The sequence below is a fragment of the Paenarthrobacter sp. NPDC089322 genome, from assembly GCF_040684895.1.
Taxonomy (GTDB): domain Bacteria; phylum Actinomycetota; class Actinomycetes; order Actinomycetales; family Micrococcaceae; genus Arthrobacter.
Map to the genome: position 1 here is coordinate 67,314 of NZ_JBFBGW010000020.1, position 22,996 is coordinate 90,309.

Below are 22,996 nucleotides of genomic sequence, written 5' to 3' on the forward strand. Positions count from 1 at the left end.
GGGCGCCCTCCCGGGAACCTTCAATCACCGATGGGCGGCCTCCCGGGAACCCTCAATCACACGAATGATTAGACGGCATCGGCGAGGTAGTCGATCGCAAGCTTGTAGCCCAATACGCCCGCGCCCACGATGACCGCCTGGCATACACCCGACAGATACGAGTGGTGGCGGAACTCTTCCCGCTGGTGCACGTTGGTGATGTGGACCTCGACGGCGGGGAGCTGGACTGCTGCGAGGGCATCCCGGAGTGCCACGGAGGTGTGTGTGAAGGCCCCCGCGTTGATGACAATGCCAACGGCAGTACCTCGCGCAGCGTGGATAGCGTCCAAGAGATCGCCCTCGTGGTTGGACTGGACGCAGTCCACGGTGAAACCATGCGATTCAGCGGTAGCCAAGGCCAGTCGCTCAACGTCGGCCAGGGTTGAAGTCCCGTACTTTTCCGGCTCACGCGTGCCCAAGAGGTTCAGATTGGGTCCGTTGATCACAAGTATGGTGCCGCGCGCAGCTTCGGTGGCGTGAGTGGAGTCAGTCATGACTTCCAATCTATAGCCGTGAAAGTAGGGCTGTGAATTGCGCCCATCAGGTGAGAGACCGTTCGGAAAAAACGCCCATTATGTGAGAGAGCGTCCGCCAAAAGACGCCCATCGGTGAGAGACCGTCCGGTTATTTGCGGGTGCACTGGCCAGGCGACACAGGATCGCTGAGGCCTGGGGCCTGGGCCGCTACTGGCTCGACGTCCGCCATGGTGAGCGCAAAACCCAGCGCGGCATCGGATGTGGTCTTGGCGAAGATCAGCCCGGCAACCTGGCCTTGCATCGTGAGCAACGGCCCGCCCGAGTTTCCTGGTTGGACGTCGCCGGCGAGCTTGTAGACCAACTCCGGGGAGGGATTGCTGCCGTAGATGTCCGGAACCAGGAGGGTCGAAATTCCTTGAACCGTTGCCGGTTTGGACTGGAAAGGACCACCGTGCGGATAACCGGCAAATGCCGCGGAACTTCCGGCAGGCAAGTCGGCACTCAACGGCAGCGGGTCCGAGGACAGTCCGTCCACGGCCAAAACCGCGATATCCCGCTGGGAGTCGAAGTAAACCACCCGACCCGGCAGCGCGCCGCCGTCGGGAATTTCCACAACCGGCTGGTCCACACCGGCCACGACGTGTGCATTGGTGACAACACGCCCAGGCGACACCACAAAACCCGAGCCTGTTTGGTTCTGCCCACATTCAAAGGCCGTCCCCGCAATCCTCAGGACCGAGTCCGCGGCCGCGTTGAGTGCTGGAGTATCCGTGGATTCGTTGGGAACCTGGACTGGAGCTGCCGGACCGATGCCCTCGATGAGCTTGGGAATGCCGTCGCCGATCACCGTAGACCGCAGCTGCGCCATGGTGGTTTTGACCGGATTGGGCGTCAGGGAATCGATATACCGGATGACCCTCGACTGCGCCAGCTGCTGCGAGACGAACGGCACACCCAGTGAGCTGATACTGAACGCCAGCATGGACATCACCAAGGCAGCAACCACAACACTGACTACCCCGCCGATCAGCCGATCGGCCGCGTGCAACGGTTTGATCCGCACTGCGTGGCGGACTTTTCGTCCGATCATGGTGCCGAGCCCGTGGCCCAGTGCAATAAGCACGACGGCGGCAGCCACCGTTGCGGTCAACCTCCAACCGCTGTCGCCCACCCAATTACTGACAAGCGGCACTGCCATAAACGCCGCAATGGCACCGACCACGAATCCCGCAATTCCGCCAAGAGTCACCAGGAAGCCATTGCGGAGGCCATAGATCAGGTAGGAAAGCAGCATCAGGATCAATGCCAAATCCAAAATCGTTAAGCCAAACACCAATGCTCCTCATAGCCGCGTAGCGCCAATTCTAGAGGGGCACCCTGACAGGAAACCGTTAGTCCGGTCACGATCCGGTGGGTATCCGGGGAGCTGCGAGCCCCGTCTTCACGGGGCCGGGGCGGCAAAATCCGCGCCGTTTCAGCGTTTCGCGTGCCAAGTACGTCACAGAAGCTCAAAAATTCTGAAACAATGGCTGGAGCGCCACGACCGAAACTTATACTCAGGAGATTTCATGGACATCGAGGTATTGCGCCGCGCACCCCTCTTCGCCACCCTTGACGACGACGCCTTCCGCTTGCTGACGGACGAACTCACCGAGGTGGACCTTTCACGTGGAGCGTCGGTGTTCCGCGAAGGCGACCAGGGTGACCAGCTCTACTTCATCGTTTCCGGCAAGGTTAAGCTCGGCCGCACCTCCCCCGATGGCCGCGAATCCCTGCTGGCCATCCTTGGCCCGGGTGAACTCTTCGGCGAAATGGCGCTGTTCGACCCCAGCCCCCGCACCGCTACGGCCACTGCTGTTTCAGAAACCCGCCTGGCTGGCTTGAAGAACGAGAGCCTCAACTCGCTCCTGCGCACCCGCCCGGAGGTTTCCGCCCAGTTGCTGCAGGCTTTGGCCCGCCGCCTGCGCCGCACCAATGATTCCCTCTCGGACCTCGTGTTCTCCGATGTTCCCGGTCGTGTCGCCAAGGCCCTGCTGGACCTGGCGGACCGCTTCGGCCGTCCCGCCACCGATGGTGTGCTGGTTGCCCACGAGCTCACCCAGGAAGAATTGGCCCAGCTTGTTGGCGCCTCCCGTGAAACCGTCAATAAGGCGCTGGCCGAGTTCGTCCAGCGTGGTTGGCTGCGCTTGGAAGCACGCGCCGTAGTCATTCTCGACATGCAGCGCCTGCGTCAACGCTCGCGCTAGGCCTTCATAGGAAAGCCGCCCCGGTAAAGGAACCGGGGCGGCTTTTGTTTTTGTTCGGGACATCCGTGAGAGAGCGATCCCCAAAAGCGGGACAACCGTGAGAGAGCGATCCCCAAAAGCGGGCCAACCGTGAGAGAGCGATCCCCAAAAGCGGGCCAACCGTGAGAGAGCGATCCCCAAAAGCGGTGGGCTCCTACCGCTCCCTTTGGGGATCGCTAGGCGTAGTGCGGGCGGCTTCGACTTCCAGCATCAATTCCCCGGATTCGTCCACGAGCCTGGCCTGATAGACGTGGGCCTTGCGCTTGTAGCTCAGGTACGCGATGCAACCATTGGCGTGCGCCATCTTTTCGAGCATGATCTCGGAACCGGGGACCATGAGTTGACCCAAAGTAAGGCCCACTGTGTTGTCCTGGCCCACTTCGTCGCCGAGGGCCGTGGTGTCACGGAGGGCGATGGCTTCTGCCGCGCACACCCACCTGCCCCAGACACCTTTGCTGCCAAGGATGCTGGGCTGCTGGTTTACGGGCACGGTGGCTGCAAAGTAGCGGGTGTTGAAACGAGTGTGGGCAAAGTCCGGGCTGAGCCAGTTGACCAAAGGCTTCAGCAGGTCGGTGCGCAGCGAGAGCCCGCGCTTTGCCAGCACTTCTGTGAAAGACTTCTCCTGCGCGGCCACGGCTTCACGGGTTTTCATCCATTCAGCGGTTGAGTTGGCCTCTACAGTGGAGGAAGCGTCGGGACCGGCCAGGAGGACGCCCGTCTCTTCAAAGAGCTCACGAATGGCGCCAACCACGTGACGGCGGGCGAGTCCGACGTCGTCCGTTCCCATTTGCTCGGCCCAGTACCGAGGCGAGGGGCCCAACCAAGCTACGGGGTCGTCGTCGGAAGGGTCCAGGGACCCTCCCGGAAATGCGAGGACGCCCAACGGCGAAGAGCCTGGCCTGTAGCCAAGCCAGGTCTCCAAGCCGGTGGGCGAATCGCGGAGAAGCACCACGGAGGATGCGTAGCGGGCGGCCCGGGGGGTCCGCTCGCCAAGTTCAAGCCAATTTCGTGCGGCGCCTTCGAGCTCCGGAGGCAAGACGAACAGGCGACGTGCAAGCTGCGGCAATTGGGGGAACCAGTTCCTTAGCTGAATTCAGCAATGAGCTCGACCTCTACCGGAGAGTCGAGCGGCAGGACGGAAACGCCGACGGCGGAACGTGCGTGAACGCCTGCGTCACCGAATACCTGGCCCAGAAGTTCGGACGCGCCGTTGATCACGCCGGGCTGGCCGGTGAAGGTGGGGTCGGAGGAGACAAAGCCCACAACCTTGACGATGCGGGTCACGCGGTCGAGGTCGCCGATGACACTCTTGACCGCTGCGAGGGCGTTGATCGCGCACACACCGGCGTAGCGCTTGGCGTCTTCGGGATCCACGGTGGACTCGTCCGACGCGCCGAGTTCTCCGGGGGAGACCTTGCCCGTAGCTTCGAGTTTGCCGTTAATAAACGGCAGCTGACCGGAGGTGTAAACGTAGTTTCCGGAAACGACTGCCGGGACGTATGCGGCAACCGGCGCGGCGACCTCCGGAAGGGTCAAGCCGAGCTCGGCGAGACGCTGCTCAACAGCGGATGCAGGGGCGCTGGATTCCGCGGGAGACGTGGTTTCTGCGGGGGTTGTCATGGTTACTGCTTCTCCCTCTTCAGGTATGCAACAAGGCCTTTGCCATCGGGTCCACCGACGACCTGGACAAGCTCCCAGCCATCTTCGCCCCACTGGTCCAGGATCTGCTTCGTGGCGTGAATAATGAGCGGAATCGTGGCGTACTCCCATTTGGTCATGACAGAAAGCCTAGCCCTTGCCGGTAAAGTGGAAAACATGGTGACTCGCAAGAACCCCATATTCGACACTGCCACCACCCTCGGAAAGATACTAGGTTTCCTTGGCGTGAGTGCCATCTGTGGCGTCCTGGTAGCGGGCCTTCTGGTCCCCGCCGCCGCCGTCTCGGGCAGTGCCGCAAGTGGTTCCATCAAGTTCTTTGACACTTTGCCCGCGGAACTCCAAGTGGATCCGCCCAGCCAGAACACCACGATTCTGGCCAAGGACGGAACCCCGATCGCATCGATCTACGCGGAGAACCGTACCAAGGTCGCATTGGACCAAATGAGCCCGTTCATCAAGGACGCTGTCATCGCTATCGAGGACAGCCGTTTTTATGAGCACGGCGGTATCGACACCACGGGCATCATGCGAGCCATCGTGAGTACTGCCCGCGGCAATAAGCAGGGCGCGTCCACCATCACGCAGCAGTACGTCAACAACGTCATCAATGAGTCTCTTGTGGCATCGGGCAAGGAAGACGACGTCAAGCTCAACGGCTACAACAAGGGCGTTGGCGACAAGCTTCGGGAAATGAAGCTTGCGATCGCGCTGGAGAAGAAATTCTCCAAGGAACAAATCCTCGAGGGCTACCTCAACATCGTCTTCTTCAACCGTGACGCGTATGGCATCGAAGCCGCATCCAAGTTCTTCTTCAGCACCTCGGCCAAGGACCTGACGCTTCCCCAAGCCGCCCTGCTCGCCGGTTTGGTGAACAGCCCGTCCGCCTTCGATCCCATCGCTAACCCGGACAACGCCAAGAAGCGCCGTGACCTGGTTCTCGCGGCCATGCTCAACACGAAGAAGATCACTCAGGCAGAGTACGACGAAGCCGTGGCAACGCCTGTCACCACCAAGGTCACCCCTGCACGCCAGGGTTGTGCCTACGCCACCATGGCCCCGTACTTCTGTGACTACGTGCTTCACCTGCTCTTCAACAACCCGGCCTACGGCGATACGCAGGAAGAGCGCATCAAGCGCATCATGCGTGGTGGCCTCACCATTCAGACCACGCTCGACCCCACGGCACAGACCGTCGCCCAGCAGCAGGTGGATGCCACGGCGGGGGCAAACCCCGATAAGTGGGGCGCATCAATCGTCTCCGTGCAGCCGGGAACGGGCCAGATTGTCAGCATGGCCCAGAACACCGTCTGGCTTCCGCAAGAAGGCAAGTTCGACCAAACACAGAACTTCAATGTGGACGTCCTCGATGCCGAGGGCAACGACCTCAACGGCATCGGCGGCTTCCAGCCCGGTTCAACCATGAAGCCCTTCACGTTCGCCCAGTGGTTGAACGAGGGCAAGTCGATGAACCAGAACGTCAACGCGGCGCAGCGTAGGTACCCGCAGAATTTCCGGTGGAAGAACACGTGCCCGGCACCAACCATTGGCTGGTACGACGCCACCAACGGTACTTTTGACCTGCAAAACTCCGACGAAGGCTACTACCGGAACATGACGGTTCTCTACGGCCTCATGAACTCCATCAACACCGCTACCTTCGCCTCCGCTGCGCAAGTGGACCTCTGCGGAATCCAGGGCATCGTGGATGCCACAGGAATTCACGGCGGCTTGCCCGCCCGTGACAAGGACACCGGCAAGATCACGGATCCGAACCCCCAGGTCCCGATGACCACGCTGGCCAACTTGATCGGTGCCACGCAAACCGCTCCGCTGACCATGGCCAATGCGTTCGCCACGTTCGCTGCCGATGGCAAGTACTGTGAACCGATCGCCATCACATCCGTGAAGGACCAAGCGGGTGCTGAGCTCCCTGCACAGTCTTCCAACTGCAAAGACGCCGTAAAGCCTGAGGTTGCTCGGGGCGTAGCGTACGCCATGCAGGAGGTCTTGAACGCGGGCTCGGGTTCGCTGATTCGCCCTTCACTTTCGACTAAGGCGAACTTCCCGGTAGCGGCCAAAACGGGCACCAACGACTCCAACGGTTCCACCTGGGTGGTCGGCTACACCACCGGCCTGGCAACCGCTTCCTGGTTTGGCGATCCCTTGGGCGACCAGCTTCGTCCAGGTCGCAACCTGACCATCAACGGCAAGTTCTACCAGAGCATCGACGGTTACATGATTGCCGGTCCGCAGTTCACCAACTACATGTTGTCCGTCGCTCCTGCTTACGGCACCAACCCGTTCCCTGCCCCTCCGTCGAACCTCCTTGGTGGCGGGACCCCGCAGCGGAGCACCACACCCGCTCCTTCGACGCCGAACAACAACGCTCCTTCCACCAACACAGGCGGCGGCAGTGGCGGCAACAACGGAAACGGCAACGGCAACGGCAACGACGACAAGGACTAAGCGTGTCCTTCGGTAATTCACTGGCAAACCGCGTCCGCGCCGTCGGGCGCGGTTTCGCCGTCACTACCGCCCTCGGAGCAACAGCAGGCGCGGCAGCGGCCGCTTACGGTTGGTGGGAGAAGGACCAGTTCGAGGTCCGCCACGAGTCGCTGCCGATCCTTCCCGAAGGCTCGGAGCCCTTTCGTGTCCTGCACCTGAGTGACATCCATTACGTCCCCGGGCAGGAAAAGAAGTCCCAGTGGCTAAAGTCATTGGCCGACCTCACGCCGGACCTTGTGGTGAACACCGGCGACAACCTGAGCCACGTGAAGGCTGTCGATCCCCTGATTGAGGCGCTCCGGCCTTTGATGGAGTTCCCGGGTGTTTTTGTTCCTGGCTCCAATGATTACTACGCGCCGCGAATCAAGAATCCGGCGGGGTACTTCCGGGGACCTTCAAAGCAGAAGGCTGATCCCGTCAAGCTCGACTGGCCCAGGCTTCGTTCTGCCTTCGGCATGGGCGGGTGGATCGACCTCACCAACCGCGCCCAATCCGTGGTGCTGAATGGTCTGCGCTTCGATTTCTCCGGCGTTGACGATCCCCACCTGAAGCGCGAACGCTACGCCGGCTGGCCCCGCGGCACCGTCAACCAGGACGCCCGTCCGCACCTGCGGGTTGGCGTCATCCACGCCCCTTACCAGCGCGTGCTGGACCATTTCACCGAAACCGAAGCAGACCTGATCCTCGCCGGTCACACGCATGGTGGCCAGATCTGCATTCCCGGGTACGGTGCGTTAGTTTCCAACTGCGACCTTCCGACGTGGCGCGCCCGCGGCCTCCACGACTGGGAAAGCGATGGATTCACGACGCCGGTCAATGTCTCCGGCGGTATCGGAACCTCCCGCTTCGCCCCCGTCCGGATCGCTTGCCGCCCGGAGGCAGTCCTGCTGACACTCACGTCCCGCAACTGAACCCGCCACTGCATTACGAACCCCAATAACTGGGTCAAACATTTCACCGGACACAGCGTGGGCCTGTGAACCCCATCACGGCATGGCATAGGGTTGTTGCTACGGGAAACTACCTCCGCACCATCTGAAGATCCAGCTGTTGAGAAGCGGGCATGTCCAAACAAACGTCGTTCTTCACCTCCGTCGGCCGCCTCTACCCCCATGTGCGGCCAATCCTGCCCCGACTGATCATGGGCCTGCTGTGCGCCTTGCTGGCCAGCATCGTGGCGCTGTCCATTCCCCAGGTGCTTCGCGTCTTGGTCAACAACTCGCTCCAGCCCGGCGGCGACCCGGGCGCAGTCTGGGTTGCCGCCGTCGTGATTCTTGCGTTGGGTGTGGCGGAAGCCGGACTGGTGGCCTTGCGCCGGCAGTTCGTGATCAACCCGGCCACCACGGTGGAGACCAAAATGCGGGTTTCGCTGTACGGCCACCTGCAGCAGCTCACGGTGTCCTTTCACGACCGTTGGGGTTCCGGACAGTTGCTCTCCCGGGCCATGACGGACCTCAGTTTCCTGCGCCGTTGGATGGCGTTTGGCGCGATCATGCTGGTGGTGACCACGCTGACGGTCCTCATCGGAGTTGGTGTCATGTTCTCAATGAGCTGGCAGCTAGCCCTGATTTTCCTCGCGGCCGCCGTGCCGATCATGGTCAACTCATTCCGTTTCCGGCGCCGTTTCAGCCTGGTCACGCGTCTCAGCCAGGATCAAGCCGGAGATCTCGCAACCACCGTCGAAGAATCCGTCCACGGCATCCGCGTGCTGAAGGCGTTCGGTCGCAGCCGCGAGGCTTTGGAGAATTTCAACGGCCAGGCCGAGGAACTACGGCAGACGGAGATCGCCAAGGCCAAGCAGCAGGCCGGATTCACCCTTGTGGTGACGTTGCTGCCTGAACTCGCACTTGGCGTCGGCCTGGTGGTGGGCATCATGCTCGCGGCGAGCGGCCAACTCAGCATCGGCGCGCTTGTTGCCTTCTTTGCGACTGCCGCCGTCGTGGCCACGCCCGTGGAATTCTCGGGCATGCTGCTCGCCATGGCGCTGACGGCCAAAACTGCGTTGGACCGCCATTTCGAGGTCATGGACACCGAGAACACCATCACCTCCCCGGAGCAGGCCACGGTGCCGGAGACCGTCAAGGGCGCCTTGCGCTTTGAGCACGCTGGTTTCGGGTTCGACGACGGCGACCGCCTCCTGCACGACATCACCCTGGACATCCGACCCGGCGAAACCATGGCGCTCGTCGGCGTCACCGGCAGCGGCAAGAGCGCTCTGCTTCAGCTGGTTCCCCGGCTCTACGACGTCACCGAGGGTGCCGTCACCATCGACGGCGTGGACGTCCGCGATTTCGACCTCGAAGAACTGCGGCGAATTGTGGCCGTGGCGTTCGAGGACACCACGCTTTTCTCGAGTTCCGTCCGTGACAACGTCCTCCTCGGTTCCCCTCACCCGGGTGACGCCGCCTTGGATGAGGCCTTGGACGTTGCGCAGGCGCAGTTCGCCTACTCGCTGCCGGAGGGCGTGGACACCTTGATCGGCGAGGAGGGATTGAGCCTGTCCGGTGGCCAGCGGCAACGCATCGCCTTGGCCCGCGCCATCGCTGCGAAACCAAAGGTCCTCGTCCTGGACGACCCCCTGTCTGCCCTTGACGTGAACACCGAGGAGCGTGTGGAGGCGCGACTTCGGGACGTCCTCCACGACACCACCACGCTGATCGTCGCGCACCGGCCTTCAACAGTGGCTTTGGCGGACAGGGTGGCGTTGCTCGAAAACGGAACCATTACCGCCGTCGGGACCCATACGGAACTGCTGGCCGGAAACTCCCACTACCGCTACGTCATCGCGAGCCTCGACACGGGTCCGAAGGACCTGGACAGTGAACTCGATGAGCTTGAAGAAGCCGAGGAGGCCCGCCGGTGAGCGCCACGACATTCGGAACCGCCAACGAGGACAACACCCTCCTCACCAAAGCGGACAGCAAAGCAGTACGACGGCGGTCGCTCACCTTGCTGGCCTCGTTGATCCGTCCCGTACGGTTGCGTTTCTGGCTAACGATTGTGGTTGTGGTGGTCTCGCAGCTCACCAGGGTTGCCGGCCCTGCGCTGATCGCCTTTGGCATTGACAACGCTCTTCCGGCCTTGCAGTCCGGCGACAATGGACCCTTGGTGCTGGTGGGTGCCCTTTATCTGGCGGCGGCCATTGCTACTGCCGGAATGACTGCACTCTACGTGACCTCCACGGCCAGGTTGAGCCAAGCCATGCTGCTGGATCTACGGCTTCGCGTCTTCCGACACACGCAGCGGTTGAGCCTGGAGTTCCATGAGAAGTACACCTCGGGCAGGATTATCGCGCGGCAGACGTCCGATTTGGAGGCCCTGCGCGAACTGTTGGACTCGGGAGTCAGCTCGCTTGCCTCCGGACTGCTGTTCATGGTGTTCACGGCTATTACTGTGTTTGCCCTGGATTGGCGCAGCGGATTGATCATGCTCGGCGCCGGCGTACCCATGTTCCTGCTCGCCCGGTGGTACCAAAAGCATTCCCAGATCGCTTTCCGTGAATCCCGTGTGGTTTCCGCCAGGTTGATCGTGCATTTCGTGGAAACAATGACCGGCATTCGGGCCGTCAAAGCCTTCCGCAAAGAACGCGAAAATGCGGAAACGTACGGGGAAGTTGCCGAGGAGTATCGAAAGAATACCGTGCGCTCCATTTTCCTGAATGGCGTCCTGCAACCGGGTTTGGTGCTTATAGGCAACGTCTGCGTGGCAGTTGTCCTGTTGTTCGGAGGATTCCGTGTTTTGAGCGGCGATCTTGCCGTAGGCGTGCTGCTGGCGCTCATCCTTTCCACTAAGCGCTTCTTCCAGCCGGTGGACCAGATGGCCATGTTCTACAACTCCTTCCAGAGCGCCCAGGCGGCCCTGGAAAAGGTGTCCGGCCTTTTGCAGGAGATCCCCACTGTCCGACCACCCAAGAATCCCGTGCCCCTGAAGAGCCCGCGCGGTGAGATCGACTTCAAGGGTGTGGAATTCGGCTACAGCGATGGGAACATTGTTGTGCCCCGGCTGGACCTGCACATCCCTGCCGGGCAGACTGTGGCGCTGGTTGGGCAAACCGGAGCCGGAAAGTCCACGCTGGCCAAACTGGTAGCCCGTTTCTACGACGTCACGTCCGGTGCCATTACCTTGGACGGCGTTGACCTGCGGGACCTCTCCACTACGGATCTGCGCCGGTCCGTGGTGATGGTGACCCAGGAGGCTTTCCTCTTCAGCGGCTCGGTGGCAGACAACATTGCTCTGGGCCGACCGGAAGCTTCGCGCGAGGAGATTGAAGCTGCAGCCAAGGCAGTTGGTGCGCACGAATTCATTACGGACTTGCCGGAAGGCTATGACACGGATGTCAACAAGCGTGGTGGTCGCGTGTCATCCGGGCAAAGGCAACTCATAGGATTTGCCCGCGCCTTCCTTGCCGCTCCGGCCGTGCTGATCCTGGATGAGGCCACTTCGTCATTGGACATACCGTCCGAGAGGATGGTGCAGGAGGGGCTGGCGAACCTGCTGGAAGGATCGGGCCAAGCGTCCGCACGGACTGCCATCATCATCGCGCACCGCTTGTCCACTGTTGAGACAGCCGACAGGGTCCTGGTGGTCCACGATGGGCGGATAGTTGAGGACGGCAGCCCCGAAGAACTGATCTCAGGTGGTGGCCGCTTTGCGAGGCTGCACGGAGCATGGCGGGACTCGCTCGTGTGATTCCTGTGGTTGGGACTGGAGGTGAAGCTGTGACCAGCGACACCGTTGGTACGATTTCGCATCCCGCACCGATTCAGCTATCCTTGAACAGTTGCTTTCGCAGCGGATCGGGATGTAGCGCAGCTTGGTAGCGCGCTTCGTTCGGGACGAAGAGGTCGCAGGTTCAAATCCTGTCATCCCGACCAAACACGGAAATGGCGCCGAGAAATCGGCGCCATTTTCGTTTGCCCGTACCCTCCGGCTTCCATGGCCCACCCCAACTCGTTGCGAGGCCTGTTATGCGCCCCGGGCTCGGGAGTTGCCACGCAGAGACACCGCATTAAATGAGAAACCCCGGAGTGTCGCTCGTCACGCTCCGGGGTTTCTCTAAAGAACTGACTACATGGGATCAGGCCAGTTGCCGATGGACGACGTGGTGTACGTGGTCTCGCCCGACTTCGTCGGTCCCGTAGTGGTACCGGCCCGCATGGGGTCCGGCCAGTTGCCAATAGCACTTACCGTGCTGGAGTCTGCGGCCGAAGCCGCAGAGACGACTGCGGGAGCCGCAACCGTGAACGCAAGCGCGCCTGTCAATGCCACCGAAGCGGCTAGTTTCTTGAACATTATGTTCCCCAATGCGAGTCGGATTCGTTACGGAAATTGCGCGGTCCCTGTTGACATACATTGTAAAATGTTTTCCACAGAGACTGTCAAGGTTTCGGTGTAAAGACGCGTGTAGGAGGAACCCGTGGGAAACGGATTCGGCGAGAAGCTCCGTGCCGAACGGCTCGAACGCGGGTTGACTCAGGCCGAGCTGGGCAAAAACCTGTATTCACCGAGCTACATTTCCCTGCTCGAGACAGGCCGTCGCGAGCCCACCGCGGAAGTCATCGAGGAGTTGGCACGCAGACTGGAGCTTGCTCCCAAGGCGCTTGAAGCGTGGAGCCAGCCGGTGTCCGTCAGCGACGCGGAGTACGTGCTGGCCGGCCTGTACGCCCGGCAAGCCTGGGACTTGCGGGACTACCCGCTCGCCGCGAGCCATGCAGCAACCGCAGCGCAAATCGCCCTCGAGGCGAAGAACAACAGCGCTTGGTGGAACATGACCTACATGCAGGCCGAATGCGTGATGAAGCAAGGCCAGCTGAGGGAATGCCAGCAAATCGTTGAGCACCTGCTGGAGCACCCGATGGCCACTGAGTCCGCAGGCCTGGGGGTGCGGGCCTGGCAGATGCTTGCCGCAGTGTGCCACGGACAAGGGCAGCTGGCTACCGCCGTCGAGCATGCAAAGCAAGCGGTAAAGCTGTCCGAGCAGTTGCCCAAGGGCTCAACCCTGATCATCGGCGCGCACCGCGCGCTGATCGGCGCCCTCGCTGAAAGCGGCAAGCTGGATGAGGCATGGGAGTATTGCCTGGCGATGATCGAGCACATGGACGAGCACTCCATGTCGCAACTGGCCGGCGAAGTCGCGTGGGTAGTGGGCAACGTGGCGTTCATGCGGCACGACTACGTGGAGGGCATCAAGCACCACGAACGCGCTGCCACGCTCCTCTCCCCTGCCAACGACATCGAACTATGGGCCCGTTTCAACAAGGCTTCCGCGGCGGTCCGTTTGTCCTCCGGCATCGTTGAGCCGGAAACATTGTCCGCCATTGAGCGTGCAGAGTTGGCGTTGTCGATCGTCGGCGGGAATAAGACTGATCAACTTGAGGTCGCGTTCATCCGCGCCCGCTGGCTGTATTTGACCGGGGACATTCCCGCCGCGGTGGAGAAACTGCGCGAGATCTACAAAGACCGCAAGGTACTGGCCCGTCACACCGCCGGTGAAGTATCGCTGCTGCTCGGGAAGTCCTTGAAGGCAGCCGGGGAAACGTCCGAGGCGTTGCACTTCCTTGAGGAAGCCCAGCACGACTTCAGCGCGGCAGGAGCCTCGGACCGGGTTCAGCAGGCTATGGACGCGGTCTTGGAGATCCGGTTGGCCGAGCGCCGGGCAGCGGCCCACCCCGAAGCCCACCCCGAAGCCAGCTAAACCCAACTGAGTCGCAGTACAGCGCGTTTTGAGGGCTCAAAACGCGCTGTACTGCGACTCAGTTGGGTGCGAACTACGCGAAGGTGCGGCCGGTCAGCTTTTCGTACGCTTCAACGTAGCGTGCGCGGGTGCGCTCCACTACCTCGGCGGGCAGTGCCGGCGGAGGAGTGTCCGAGGCCTTGTCCCAGCCGGACTCGGCAGAAGTAAGCCAATCGCGGACGTACTGCTTGTCGTAAGAAGGCTGCGACTTGCCGGGGGCGTACGTGGATGCGTCCCAGAAGCGGGAAGAATCCGGAGTCAGGACCTCATCGCCCAGCGTGATCACGCCCGTGGCCGCGTCGATGCCGAACTCCACCTTGGTGTCGGCCAGGATGATGCCGCGTTCACGGGCGATCTCCTCGGCACGCGTGTAGATCTTCAGGGTGAGCTCGCTGAGGCGCGCTGCGATGTCGTCGCCCACCATCGCTACGACGTCGTCGTAGGTGATGTTCTCGTCGTGTTCGCCAACCTCGGCCTTGGCTGACGGCGTGAACAACGCCTTCTCGAGGCGCGAGCCATCCACCAGGCCTTCGGGCAACGGAATGCTGCAAACTGAACGAGTGGCGTTGTATTCAGCCAGTCCTGAACCCGTGAGGTATCCGCGGGCGATGCACTCCACCGGGAACATGTCCAGTTTCTTGCAGATCATGGCCCGGCCCTCAACCTCGGCCGGGACGCCACCCTCAACGGTCGAGGCAAGCACGTGGTGCTCCACATCCAACTGCTCGAACCACCACAGGCTCAACTGCGTCAGGACGCGGCCTTTGTCCGGGATCTCGCTGCTGAGCACATGGTCGTAGGCGCTGATGCGGTCGCTGGCCACCACCAGCACGCATTCCTGGCCGACCTTCTCCGTGATCGAGTCATCGACCGGGACGTACAGGTCGCGGACCTTGCCGGAATAGACGTGCTTCCAGCCGGGCAACTGCAGCGCTTCGGTGTCAAAGCCGCCCGAAGGGAGGGAGTCAGTCATGCTCAGGCCTGCACTTTCGGAATGCTTCCGGTGGCCCCGTACGGCACCTTGATTTCGCCGCGTGCGGCCTTTCCTGCGATGTCCGTGCGGAACTGGGAGCCTTCAAGCTGTACCAGCTCAACGCCGTCGTACGCTTTCTCGCGCGCCTCCACCAGATCGGAACCGAGCGCTACCACCGCGAGGACGCGGCCGCCGGCCGAAACAACTTTGCCTTCCTCGTCCAGCTTGGTTCCGGCGTGAATGACGTGGACGCCGTCCAGTTCGTCGACCTTCTTCAGGCCCCGGACACGGTCGCCTGTGCGGGGCGTGTCCGGGTAGTTTTCGGCGGCAACGACGACGGCGACTGCCGTGTCCCTGGACCAGCGAAGCTCTTCTGCCGTGTCCAGTTCGCCCTTGGCAGCTGCCAGCAGCAGCGAACCGAGAGGGGTTTTGAGACGCGCGAGCACAGCCTGGGTTTCAGGGTCGCCGAAGCGGGCGTTGAACTCGATGACGCGGGTACCGCGCGAAGTGAGGGCGAGACCGCAGTAGAGGACACCGACAAAGGGCGTTCCGCGGCGGGCCATTTCGTCCACAGTTGGCTGGGCTACGCGGTCGATGACTTCCTGGACCAGGCCTTCGGGAGCCCACTCCAGCGGGGTGTAGGCGCCCATTCCGCCGGTGTTGGGGCCTTCGTCGTTGTCGAAGATGCGTTTGAAGTCCTGCGCCGGGGACAGCGGGACGGTGGTGCGGCCATCGCAGAGAACGAACAAGGAGACCTCGGGGCCGTCAAGGAATTCCTCGATGACGACAGTTCCGCCGGCGTCGAAGCAGGCCTGGGCGTGGGCCAGGGCTTCGTCGCGGTTGCGGGTCACAACCACGCCCTTGCCGGCGGCGAGGCCATCGTCCTTGACCACGTATGGAGCTCCGAAAGTGTCCAGGGCGTCAGCGGCTTCTTCTGCCGTGGCGGCAACACGGGCCATCGCAGTGGGGACACCGGCTTCCGCCATGATCTGCTTGGCGAAGGCCTTGGAAGCTTCAAGCTGGGCAGCTTCCTTGCTGGGGCCAAAGACCGGGATGCCGGCTTCGCGGACAGCGTCGGAGACACCGGCTGCGAGCGGGGCTTCCGGTCCGACGACCACCAGGTCCACGGCCAGCTTGGTGGCGAGGGCGGACACGGCTTCCGGGTTGTTCCCGTCAATCGCGTGCGTGGGAACGAGTTTGCTGATGCCAGCATTTCCCGGTGCCGCGTGGACCTCGGAAACGTTGGGATCTTCAAGCAGAGAGCGGACAATGGCGTGTTCGCGGCCGCCTGGGCCAATGACGAGTACCTTCACAGTCTTCAAGGGTACTTTGTGTGGGGCGCGCGGCCTAAGCTGTGTCGGGCTGGAGGCATGGGATGACCCGCGCCGGGCCCTGCGTTGCCCCACGCTGCCGGGCGGTGACCCCGGCATCCGGCCACCGCGCCCTAGACTTGCCTCATGCCACTGAGTTCCCATGAAACGTTCAACGTTGAGTCCGCCGTAGAACTGGCAGTGATAGAACGCAGTGGGTTCATAGAGTCCCGGCACATCGGCGCGGCCGTGGTCCTGTCCGGAGACGGTTCCGTTGTCACCCGCCTTGGCAACATAGACGCTCCCATCTTTGCCCGTTCCACCCTTAAGCCCTTCCAGGCCCTGGCAGCCATGCAGTCCGGCGTGCCCCTCCGCGGCGCGCAGGTGGCGGTTGCCTGCGGAAGCCATACCGGTTCCCTGGACCACATGGACGTCGTGGAAGGCATGCTGAAGGCTGCCGGTGTCCGTGAAGAGCAACTCCAATGCCCAACGGCCTGGCCACAGGACGAGACCGCCCGTAATTGGCTGGTCCGCTCGGAGCGCGGAAAGTCCCGGCTCGCATTCAACTGTTCCGGCAAGCATGCAGCCTTCCTATGGGCGTGCACCGAAAACGGCTGGGACCTCCGCAGCTACCTTGAGCCCAATCATCCACTGCAGCAGCGGGTGCGGTCGGTCATCGAGGAATACAGCGGCGAAGTGATCTCGCACCTGGGCATCGACGGCTGCGGAGCTCCGGTTGCCGCAATCTCGCTCACCGGGCTGGCACGGGCTTACTCACGGCTGGCAAAATCACCCGGCGATTCAGGATCAAACGCCCGTGCAGCCACCATCGCCACGTCCATGCTCGACTACCCATGGGCGGTCCAAGGCAAAGGCGAATCCAACACGATCGTCATGGAGGAACTCGACGTCCTGGCGAAGATCGGCGCTGAGGGCGTACTGGTTCTGGCCACGCCCACCGGCGCCACAGTAGCTGTCAAGGTGCTCGACGGGAACCTCCGTGCGACGTCCTTGGTGGGCTTGACGCTCCTGGCTGTCAGCGGCGCAGTGGACATCCCCGCCGTGTCCAACGTGCTGGAACGCGTCGTGGAACCGGTACTCGGGGGTGGACGGCAAGTGGGCAAGATCCGCTTGGGACACGCCGTGTCCGCCATGCTCGACTAGTCACACCCCGGAAGGAGAAGCTCCATCATGGCAGTTGCACGACGCCGCATCGACGTTGCGGAAGGCCGCGCCGCGCTGGCAGCCTGGCAAACCGCCGTCGGGCCTGTTGACGGCGACGCAGCAGACACCCCAGGCGGGTCAGGCACGGCACCCGGGAACCCGCCGTCGCGGTCTGTGATTGCGACGGCGGTCCGCTACTCGCTCGAGGAAGTCACCACCCGCGCACCCGGCAATTCCGTGGAAGTCCGTGTCCCGCCGTTCGGCGTCACGCAATGCGTGGAAGGGCCCCGCCACACGCGCGGCACTCCCCCGAACGTCATCGAGACCGACGGCGTCACCTGGCTTGAGCTGGTGACAGGCCGGATTTCGTGGGGAGAGGCAGTGGCCGCCGGCCGGGTTGCCGCGTCAGGGCTGCGCGCTGACCTCTCGGACCTCCTTCCCCTCTAGGGCCCTTGCAACAACAGGCTTGGGCACAGCGAATGCCCCCAGGACCAGGGTCCTGAGGGCATCTGCTGCGAATATGGCCGGGAATCAGTCCGGGCAGACGGGCTCGTTCTTTTGCCCCGGCTTGCTCATCTCGAACTGGGGAATCTTGTCCGCCGTGGGTCCACCGCGGAATTTCGGAGAGGGCTTCTGCCCTTCGCTGATGCGCTCGAGCTCCTGCTCCTCGTAGATGTCTTCCTTGCCAAGCATGATGGCCGAATCTTCGTTGGTGATTTCACCCTTGAAGGCGCGGACCATGACGTCGCGGTCGAACTGGCCCTCCCACTTGGCGACGACGAACGTGGCCACGCAGTTGCCAAGCAGGTTCACGACGACGCGCATGGAGTCCATGAGTCGGTCGGCCCCCAGGAGGAGGGCAACACCGGCAACCGGGAAGATTCCGAGTGCAGCCGCGGTAGCGGAGAGCGCCAGGAACGACGAGCCGGGAACGCCTGCCATGCCCTTCGATGTCAGGAGCAGGACGCCGAGCGCCGCCAGCTGCTGTCCGAGATCCAGGTTGTGCCCGAAAGCCTGCGCCAGGAACAGCAGGGAAATGGAGAGGTAGATCGCTGCGCCATCCAGGTTGAAGGAGTAACCGGTAGGAACCACCAAGCCGGTGGTTGCCCGTGAGCAGCCGGCATTGGTCAGCTTGGTCATGATGCGCGGCATGACAGCTTCCGTGGAGGCCGTGCCGAGAGCCAGCAGGAACTCCTCCCGGGTGTACTTGAGGAAGTGCCATAGCGGAACCCGGGCGAAGCTCCACGCCACGAGGAACAGCAGGGCGATAAACACAATGGCCGCGCCGTAGCAGGCAGCAATCAGCAGAGCGTACGTGCCCAGCGTGCCCAGGCCGTACTGTCCGATGATGAAGGCCATGGCACCGAAAGCACCGATGGGGGCAACCTTCATGATCCAGGACATGATCTTGAAGATGAGCTCGAGGACAGTCTCCATGAGGCTGATGACGGGCAGGCAGCGCTCGCGGCCGATGACAACGATGGCAGCGCCGAAGAAGACCGAGAAGAAGAGGACCTGGAGGAGGCTGTTGTTGGCGAATGCCCCGATCACGCTGGTGGGGATCACATCCAGGATGAACGCCGCAGCATCTTTGGGCGGCGCGTTACCGGTCTTTGCGTTGAGTGCTTCCTGGGACAGTGTTGCCGGATCGATGTTCAGGCCGGCACCTGGTTGGACGATGTTGCCCACGATGAGCCCGAAGACCAGGGCGAAGAGTGTTGCTGCCGTGAAGTAGACGAGGGCTTTGACCCCTACCCTTCCGACCGCCTTGACGTCGCCGACTGCCGAGATCCCCGTGACAATCACGAGGAAGATCAGCGGGGCGATGATCATCTTGATGAGTTGAATGAATCCATCGCCCAGGGGCCGGAGGGTGGACCCGATGGTCGGCCAAAAGTGGCCGATGAGTACACCTGCGACGACGGCGATCAGGATCTGAAAGAAGAGCGACCTGTACAGGGGCTTCTTCTTCAGCGGCGCCGAACTCGCCTTCAGCGCCGAAGAGTCTGGGATTTTCATTGTTCTGAACCAATCAGTTGGGATCAGCCCCGATTTTCAGGGGGTTTCTTCAATGTAATCCCGCTCACACCATTCCGCAAGGGGAAATTGCTTTTCCATATTATGGAAAGTCATAATGTGTTTGGTATGCCAGTGGCGCGTTCCTTCACGACCCTTTTTGGCGTGCAAAAGCCCCCGACATGCCGCTAATTACGGCGTGTCGAGGGCTTGCGGGACTCAAAGAAGGTCGTGGCGGTACAGCCGCCCGGCGGAAACCCTACCCGCGGCCGATGAACGGCATACCGGCAGCCGTGACCACGAGGGAACCGACGCTCGCAGAGGCCGGCATGTTGGCCATCATGAGCACGGCGCGGGCTGCATCCTCGACGGGAAACATCGGCTCGACGCGTCGGCTGCCGTCGGCCTGCAACGCACCGGAACCCACGCCGATGGTGTCCATGATCTCCGTGCGGGTATTGCCGATGTCGATCTGCCCGCACGTGATCCCGAACTCCCTGCCATCAAGCTCGATGCTCTTGGTCAGGCCCGTCATGGCGTGCTTGGTCACCGTGTATGCCACTGACCTTGGCCTGGGCGAATGCGCGGAGATGGACCCGTTGTTGATGATGCGCCCACCTTGCGGCATTTGGGCCTTCATGGTCCTCACGGCCTCGGCGGCACACAGCATGGAACCGGTCACGTTGACCCTCAGCGTGGCTTCCCACTCCGCGACATCAAGATCCCCTACATCGCCGGCGGGACCAAAGATGCCCGCATTATTGAACAGCACATCAACCCGGCCCCAGCGCTGCCGGACTTCGGCGAAAAGGCGAGCGACGTCGTCGGGCACTGTCACGTCACACGGAACCGCAAGCGCGCCCGGATAGCCCTCCGCGGTTTCCAGCAGCTGCGCCTCACGGCGCCCGGCAAGGGCCACGCGGTATCCGTCGGCGAGCATGAGCCGGGCAACCGCCCGCCCTATGCCGGAACCTGCTCCGGTCACGACGGCGACCCTCGGCTGTGCGGGCGGGCGTGCGTCAGTCATGTGGTTGCCTTTCGGTGACTTGCCTTCAGTGTGCTTCAGCGGCTGCGGACCTGGCGCCAGCTGGCTGGCCGCCCGTTATCGGCCAGCCTATGACAGCCTTGGGTCGGGGTGCCGCATAGGTACGGACCTTGGACGTTGAGAGGCCCAGACGTACCAGGGACTCGGCAATGGTCACGGCAGCTGCCACGCCATCCACTACGGGAACACCGGCTCGCTGCCTGATCTGCTCGTCCAGTCCTGCCATGCCGCCGCAACCGAGCACGATCACTTCGGCTTTGTCCTGCTGGACAGCGTGTTCGGCCTGGCCGACGATGGCCTCAACGGCACGCTCCGGATATTCCTCGAGTTCCAACACGGCCATCCCGCTGGCACGGACCGAGGCGCAACGGGCGTCCAGGCCGGCAAGTTTGAGGCGGTCCTCGATAAGCGGCACCGCACGATCCAGGGTGGTGACCACAGAATACTTGTGGCCAAGGAACATCGCCGTGCTGGCCGCTGCCTCGGTAATGTCCACTACCGGGACGTCCAGCAATTCCTGCAGCCCTTCGCGGCCGTGCTCGCCGTACCCTGCCTGGATGACGGCGTCGAACGGCTCCGGATAATTGACAACGGCGTCCATGACAGCAATCGCGGCGAGGTAGCTCTCGAAGTTGCCTTCACAGGAGTCAGCGCCGAAGCGCGGAGTGACGCCGACGATTTCAGTGCCCGGAGCAGCGGCGGCGCGGGCCTGGGCAGCGATGGAATCGGTCATGGACTGCGTGGTGTTCACGTTTGCGACGAGGATGCGCATGGTTTCCTTTCAATGGCAACGCCCGTCCGGTACCGGATGAACCGGCGGGACGGGCGGCACCTTGATGGCGGGAGTGTCAGTGGGTGCTTGCGACGGCGATCGGCTCGCCGGATACGTCGTCGTGGGGCTGCTTCTTGTCGGCCACCACGAAGTACGTCAGGGCAGCCACGCCGGCTCCGATGAACCAGGCGAACGGTGCCGCAGCAGCGAGTCCGGGAACGAAGGCGATGGCGATGGCCAAGGCGGCCGCCGGAATCATGGCGATGATCGCCTTGGGGTTCACGCCGCGCTTGTAGAAGTAGGCACCGGCTGGATCCTCCGTGTATAGCTCGGGGACGTTGACCTTGCCGCGGCGAACGAGCCAATAGTCGGCCATGACAACGCCGAAGAGCGGGCCGAGTAGCGCGCCGAGGCCGCCGAGGAAGTACACGATCACGATGGGGTTGTTGTAGAGGTTCCAAGGCAGGATGACCAGCCCGATGATGCCGCTGACCCAGGCTGCCCTGCGGAAGTTGAGGTGCCGCGGGAACAGGTTGGTCAGCGCATAGACGGGGGCCACGAAGTTTGCCATCAGGTTCACGGCGATGGTCAGGATCAGCAGGGCAAGGCATGCGAGGACCAGCAGGAGCGTATTGGGGATGCTCTCCACGATGTCCGAGGGACTCTCGATCACGGTGCCGTTGATCTTGTACTGACCACCCGCCATGACCACCACGATTGCGCCGAAGACCAGCATGTTGATGGGGATGCCCCAGAAGTTGCCGCGGACAATGGACTTTTTGGAGGTTGAGGACCGGGTGAAGTCGCAGAAGTTCAAGACGAACGTTCCGTAGATGGACACCCAAAGCGCACCACCGGCGAAAATCGTCAGCCACATATCCACGCCTTCAAGACCCTTGATGCCGGACCATTGAATCGCACCGCCGGCCTCGACGAAGACCCACACGGCGATGGCGGCCATGGTCACCAGGATGATCGGCCCGGCGAAGGCTTCGTACTTACGGATCATCTCCATGCCGAAGCTGACGATGACCAACTGAACAATCCAGAGGACAACGAAGGAGATCCATCCAAGGGTCGAAAGGCCAAGAATGGAATTGCTGTCGAGTTCCTTCAGGCCCGGAGCCATGGCGACCAGCATGACGCGGAGAACAACGGAGGCAAGGTACGTCTGTATCCCGAACCAAGCGACGGCAACGGCCCCGCGAACAAGACTGGCGATCTGGGCTCCGCGAATGCCAAAGCTGATCCGGCTCATGACCGGAAAGGGCACACCGGTCTTTTGTCCCATGAACCCGGAGAAGTTGAGCAGGGCGAACAGCAACACTGCCCCGATGCCGAGCGCAACCAGGATTTGCCAGCCGCCCAGTCCCAGCGAGAACAAACCGATGGCGAATGCATAGTTACCCAGGCTGTGGACGTCGTTGGCCCAGAGGGTAAAGATGCTGTAGCTGGTCCACTTGCGGCCCTCAACCTTGGTGGGCGCAAGATCGATGTTGTAGAGGCTGGGACTGATGGTACGGCCTGAGGCTTCGGAAGCTATGTCGCACAGGGCCGTATTGCCTGCCGCCACGGGAATGGAACCGTGGGTTTCTGCGTCTTCCGGAGTCCCAGTGACGCCGACTGATGAAGTCGTCTGCATCGTGGATCTCCACTTCGTACTGCTTCCACATTGTGAAAACAAGTTATTGAATAGTGAAAGCACTTTATGACGCACGTCACCCACCGTCAAGGTTTGGGGTGTAGGGCGGGTCACATTCTGTTGATTGGCCCGCCGCAAGGGAGTTGACTGTATCGGACCCGCAATCCGTGTTGACGCTGCCCATGAGCGCACGTAATCTCGAATTGCAGAATTTTATTCTCACAATACGAAATTCCCTTGGAGCGCCCCCACAGAGCAAGCGCCCAAACATTCAATGAAGAGAGGTTGGACGTGGCTGCAGGAGAAGAGACCTCACACATCCTCAGCGGGTTGACTGCCCAGCTGCCTGATCGTGATCCGGAAGAGACCGCGGAGTG

At 62.2% G+C, this 22,996-nt stretch carries 20 protein-coding genes and 1 tRNA gene; 9 read left to right on the forward strand and 12 right to left on the reverse strand.

Annotated elements, in window-relative coordinates; translation table 11 throughout:
* Positions 1-68: 68 nt before the first annotated feature.
* Both aroQ and AB0N65_RS17355 read right to left on the reverse strand, forming a co-directional pair.
* Positions 69-533 carry a type II 3-dehydroquinate dehydratase gene (aroQ, locus tag AB0N65_RS17350; RefSeq protein ID WP_364164355.1) on the reverse strand — a complete coding sequence of 155 codons (465 nt, stop codon included), beginning with the start codon at positions 531-533 and terminating at the stop codon, positions 69-71.
* A gap of 130 nt (positions 534-663) precedes the next feature.
* The gene (locus AB0N65_RS17355; RefSeq protein ID WP_364164358.1) at positions 664-1,848 is read right to left on the reverse strand and encodes a MarP family serine protease; all 1,185 of its coding nucleotides are present in this window, start codon (positions 1,846-1,848) and stop codon (positions 664-666) included.
* Positions 1,849-2,083: 235 nt separating this feature from the next.
* Here AB0N65_RS17355 and AB0N65_RS17360 point away from each other — a divergent pair, with 235 nt between their 5' ends.
* Positions 2,084-2,761, forward strand: a complete 678-nt coding sequence (locus tag AB0N65_RS17360; protein WP_003797871.1) for a cyclic nucleotide-binding domain-containing protein — start codon at positions 2,084-2,086, stop codon at positions 2,759-2,761.
* Positions 2,762-2,954: 193 nt separating this feature from the next.
* Here AB0N65_RS17360 and AB0N65_RS17365 read toward each other — a convergent pair whose 3' ends face one another.
* The 3 genes from AB0N65_RS17365 to AB0N65_RS17375 are packed head-to-tail and all read right to left on the reverse strand — an operon-like array spanning position 2,955 to position 4,578.
* Entirely contained in the window at positions 2,955-3,866 is a 912-nt protein-coding gene (locus AB0N65_RS17365) for an NUDIX hydrolase (protein ID WP_364164362.1), read from the reverse strand.
* Positions 3,867-3,883: 17 nt separating this feature from the next.
* Positions 3,884-4,420, reverse strand: coding sequence for a RidA family protein (locus tag AB0N65_RS17370; RefSeq protein ID WP_364164365.1), 537 nt, complete (start codon positions 4,418-4,420; stop codon positions 3,884-3,886).
* A gap of 2 nt (positions 4,421-4,422) precedes the next feature.
* A complete protein-coding gene (locus AB0N65_RS17375) occupies positions 4,423-4,578 on the reverse strand; it encodes a DUF4177 domain-containing protein (RefSeq protein WP_011775990.1) in 156 nt (51 codons plus the stop codon).
* A gap of 37 nt (positions 4,579-4,615) precedes the next feature.
* Between AB0N65_RS17375 and AB0N65_RS17380 the strand changes: the two genes are divergently transcribed.
* From AB0N65_RS17380 to AB0N65_RS17400, 5 genes are all read left to right on the forward strand, one after another.
* Positions 4,616-6,925: a transglycosylase domain-containing protein gene (locus AB0N65_RS17380; RefSeq protein WP_364164369.1), complete on the forward strand. Its 2,310-nt coding sequence runs from the start codon at positions 4,616-4,618 to the stop codon at positions 6,923-6,925.
* A gap of 2 nt (positions 6,926-6,927) precedes the next feature.
* A complete protein-coding gene (locus tag AB0N65_RS17385) occupies positions 6,928-7,875 on the forward strand; it encodes a metallophosphoesterase (protein WP_364164372.1) in 948 nt (315 codons plus the stop codon).
* Positions 7,876-8,027: 152 nt separating this feature from the next.
* Complete coding sequence (locus AB0N65_RS17390; protein ID WP_364164375.1) at positions 8,028-9,827, forward strand: ABC transporter ATP-binding protein; 1,800 nt, start codon at positions 8,028-8,030, stop codon at positions 9,825-9,827.
* Positions 9,824-11,653, forward strand: coding sequence for an ABC transporter ATP-binding protein (locus AB0N65_RS17395; protein WP_364164378.1), 1,830 nt, complete (start codon positions 9,824-9,826; stop codon positions 11,651-11,653). The genes AB0N65_RS17390 and AB0N65_RS17395 overlap by 4 nt, the downstream gene beginning before the upstream one ends.
* Positions 11,654-11,761: 108 nt before the next feature.
* Positions 11,762-11,838, forward strand: a tRNA-Pro gene (locus AB0N65_RS17400).
* 193 nt (positions 11,839-12,031) lie between these two features.
* Here the strand turns inward: AB0N65_RS17400 and AB0N65_RS17405 are convergent.
* On the reverse strand, positions 12,032-12,256 hold the full coding sequence (locus AB0N65_RS17405) for a hypothetical protein (RefSeq protein ID WP_364164381.1): 225 nt from the start codon (positions 12,254-12,256) through the stop codon (positions 12,032-12,034).
* 124 nt (positions 12,257-12,380) lie between these two features.
* Here AB0N65_RS17405 and AB0N65_RS17410 point away from each other — a divergent pair, with 124 nt between their 5' ends.
* Positions 12,381-13,658: a helix-turn-helix transcriptional regulator gene (locus tag AB0N65_RS17410; protein WP_364164384.1), complete on the forward strand. Its 1,278-nt coding sequence runs from the start codon at positions 12,381-12,383 to the stop codon at positions 13,656-13,658.
* 73 nt (positions 13,659-13,731) lie between these two features.
* Here the strand turns inward: AB0N65_RS17410 and AB0N65_RS17415 are convergent, their stop codons facing one another.
* Together AB0N65_RS17415 and purD are read right to left on the reverse strand one after the other, a co-directional pair.
* Positions 13,732-14,670, reverse strand: a complete 939-nt coding sequence (locus AB0N65_RS17415; protein ID WP_364164387.1) for a phosphoribosylaminoimidazolesuccinocarboxamide synthase — start codon at positions 14,668-14,670, stop codon at positions 13,732-13,734.
* A 2-nt stretch (positions 14,671-14,672) separates the two neighbouring features.
* Entirely contained in the window at positions 14,673-15,983 is a 1,311-nt protein-coding gene (gene purD / locus AB0N65_RS17420) for a phosphoribosylamine--glycine ligase (RefSeq protein ID WP_364164423.1), read from the reverse strand.
* Positions 15,984-16,127: 144 nt separating this feature from the next.
* Between purD and AB0N65_RS17425 the strand changes: the two genes are divergently transcribed.
* Positions 16,128-17,144 carry an asparaginase gene (locus AB0N65_RS17425; RefSeq protein WP_364164390.1) on the forward strand — a complete coding sequence of 339 codons (1,017 nt, stop codon included), beginning with the start codon at positions 16,128-16,130 and terminating at the stop codon, positions 17,142-17,144.
* Positions 17,145-17,171: 27 nt separating this feature from the next.
* A complete protein-coding gene (locus AB0N65_RS17430; protein ID WP_364164393.1) occupies positions 17,172-17,591 on the forward strand; it encodes a sterol carrier family protein in 420 nt (139 codons plus the stop codon).
* 84 nt (positions 17,592-17,675) lie between these two features.
* Here the strand turns inward: AB0N65_RS17430 and AB0N65_RS17435 are convergent, their stop codons facing one another.
* The 4 genes from AB0N65_RS17435 to AB0N65_RS17450 form a co-directional block, all read right to left on the reverse strand.
* On the reverse strand, positions 17,676-19,163 hold the full coding sequence (locus AB0N65_RS17435; protein ID WP_364164396.1) for a cation:dicarboxylase symporter family transporter: 1,488 nt from the start codon (positions 19,161-19,163) through the stop codon (positions 17,676-17,678).
* Between the two features lie 256 nt (positions 19,164-19,419).
* On the reverse strand, positions 19,420-20,187 hold the full coding sequence (locus tag AB0N65_RS17440; protein ID WP_364164399.1) for an SDR family oxidoreductase: 768 nt from the start codon (positions 20,185-20,187) through the stop codon (positions 19,420-19,422).
* A gap of 25 nt (positions 20,188-20,212) precedes the next feature.
* A complete protein-coding gene (locus AB0N65_RS17445; RefSeq protein WP_364164402.1) occupies positions 20,213-20,977 on the reverse strand; it encodes an aspartate/glutamate racemase family protein in 765 nt (254 codons plus the stop codon).
* A 76-nt stretch (positions 20,978-21,053) separates the two neighbouring features.
* Complete coding sequence (locus AB0N65_RS17450) at positions 21,054-22,619, reverse strand: NCS1 family nucleobase:cation symporter-1 (protein ID WP_364164406.1); 1,566 nt, start codon at positions 22,617-22,619, stop codon at positions 21,054-21,056.
* Positions 22,620-22,996 lie beyond the last annotated feature (377 nt).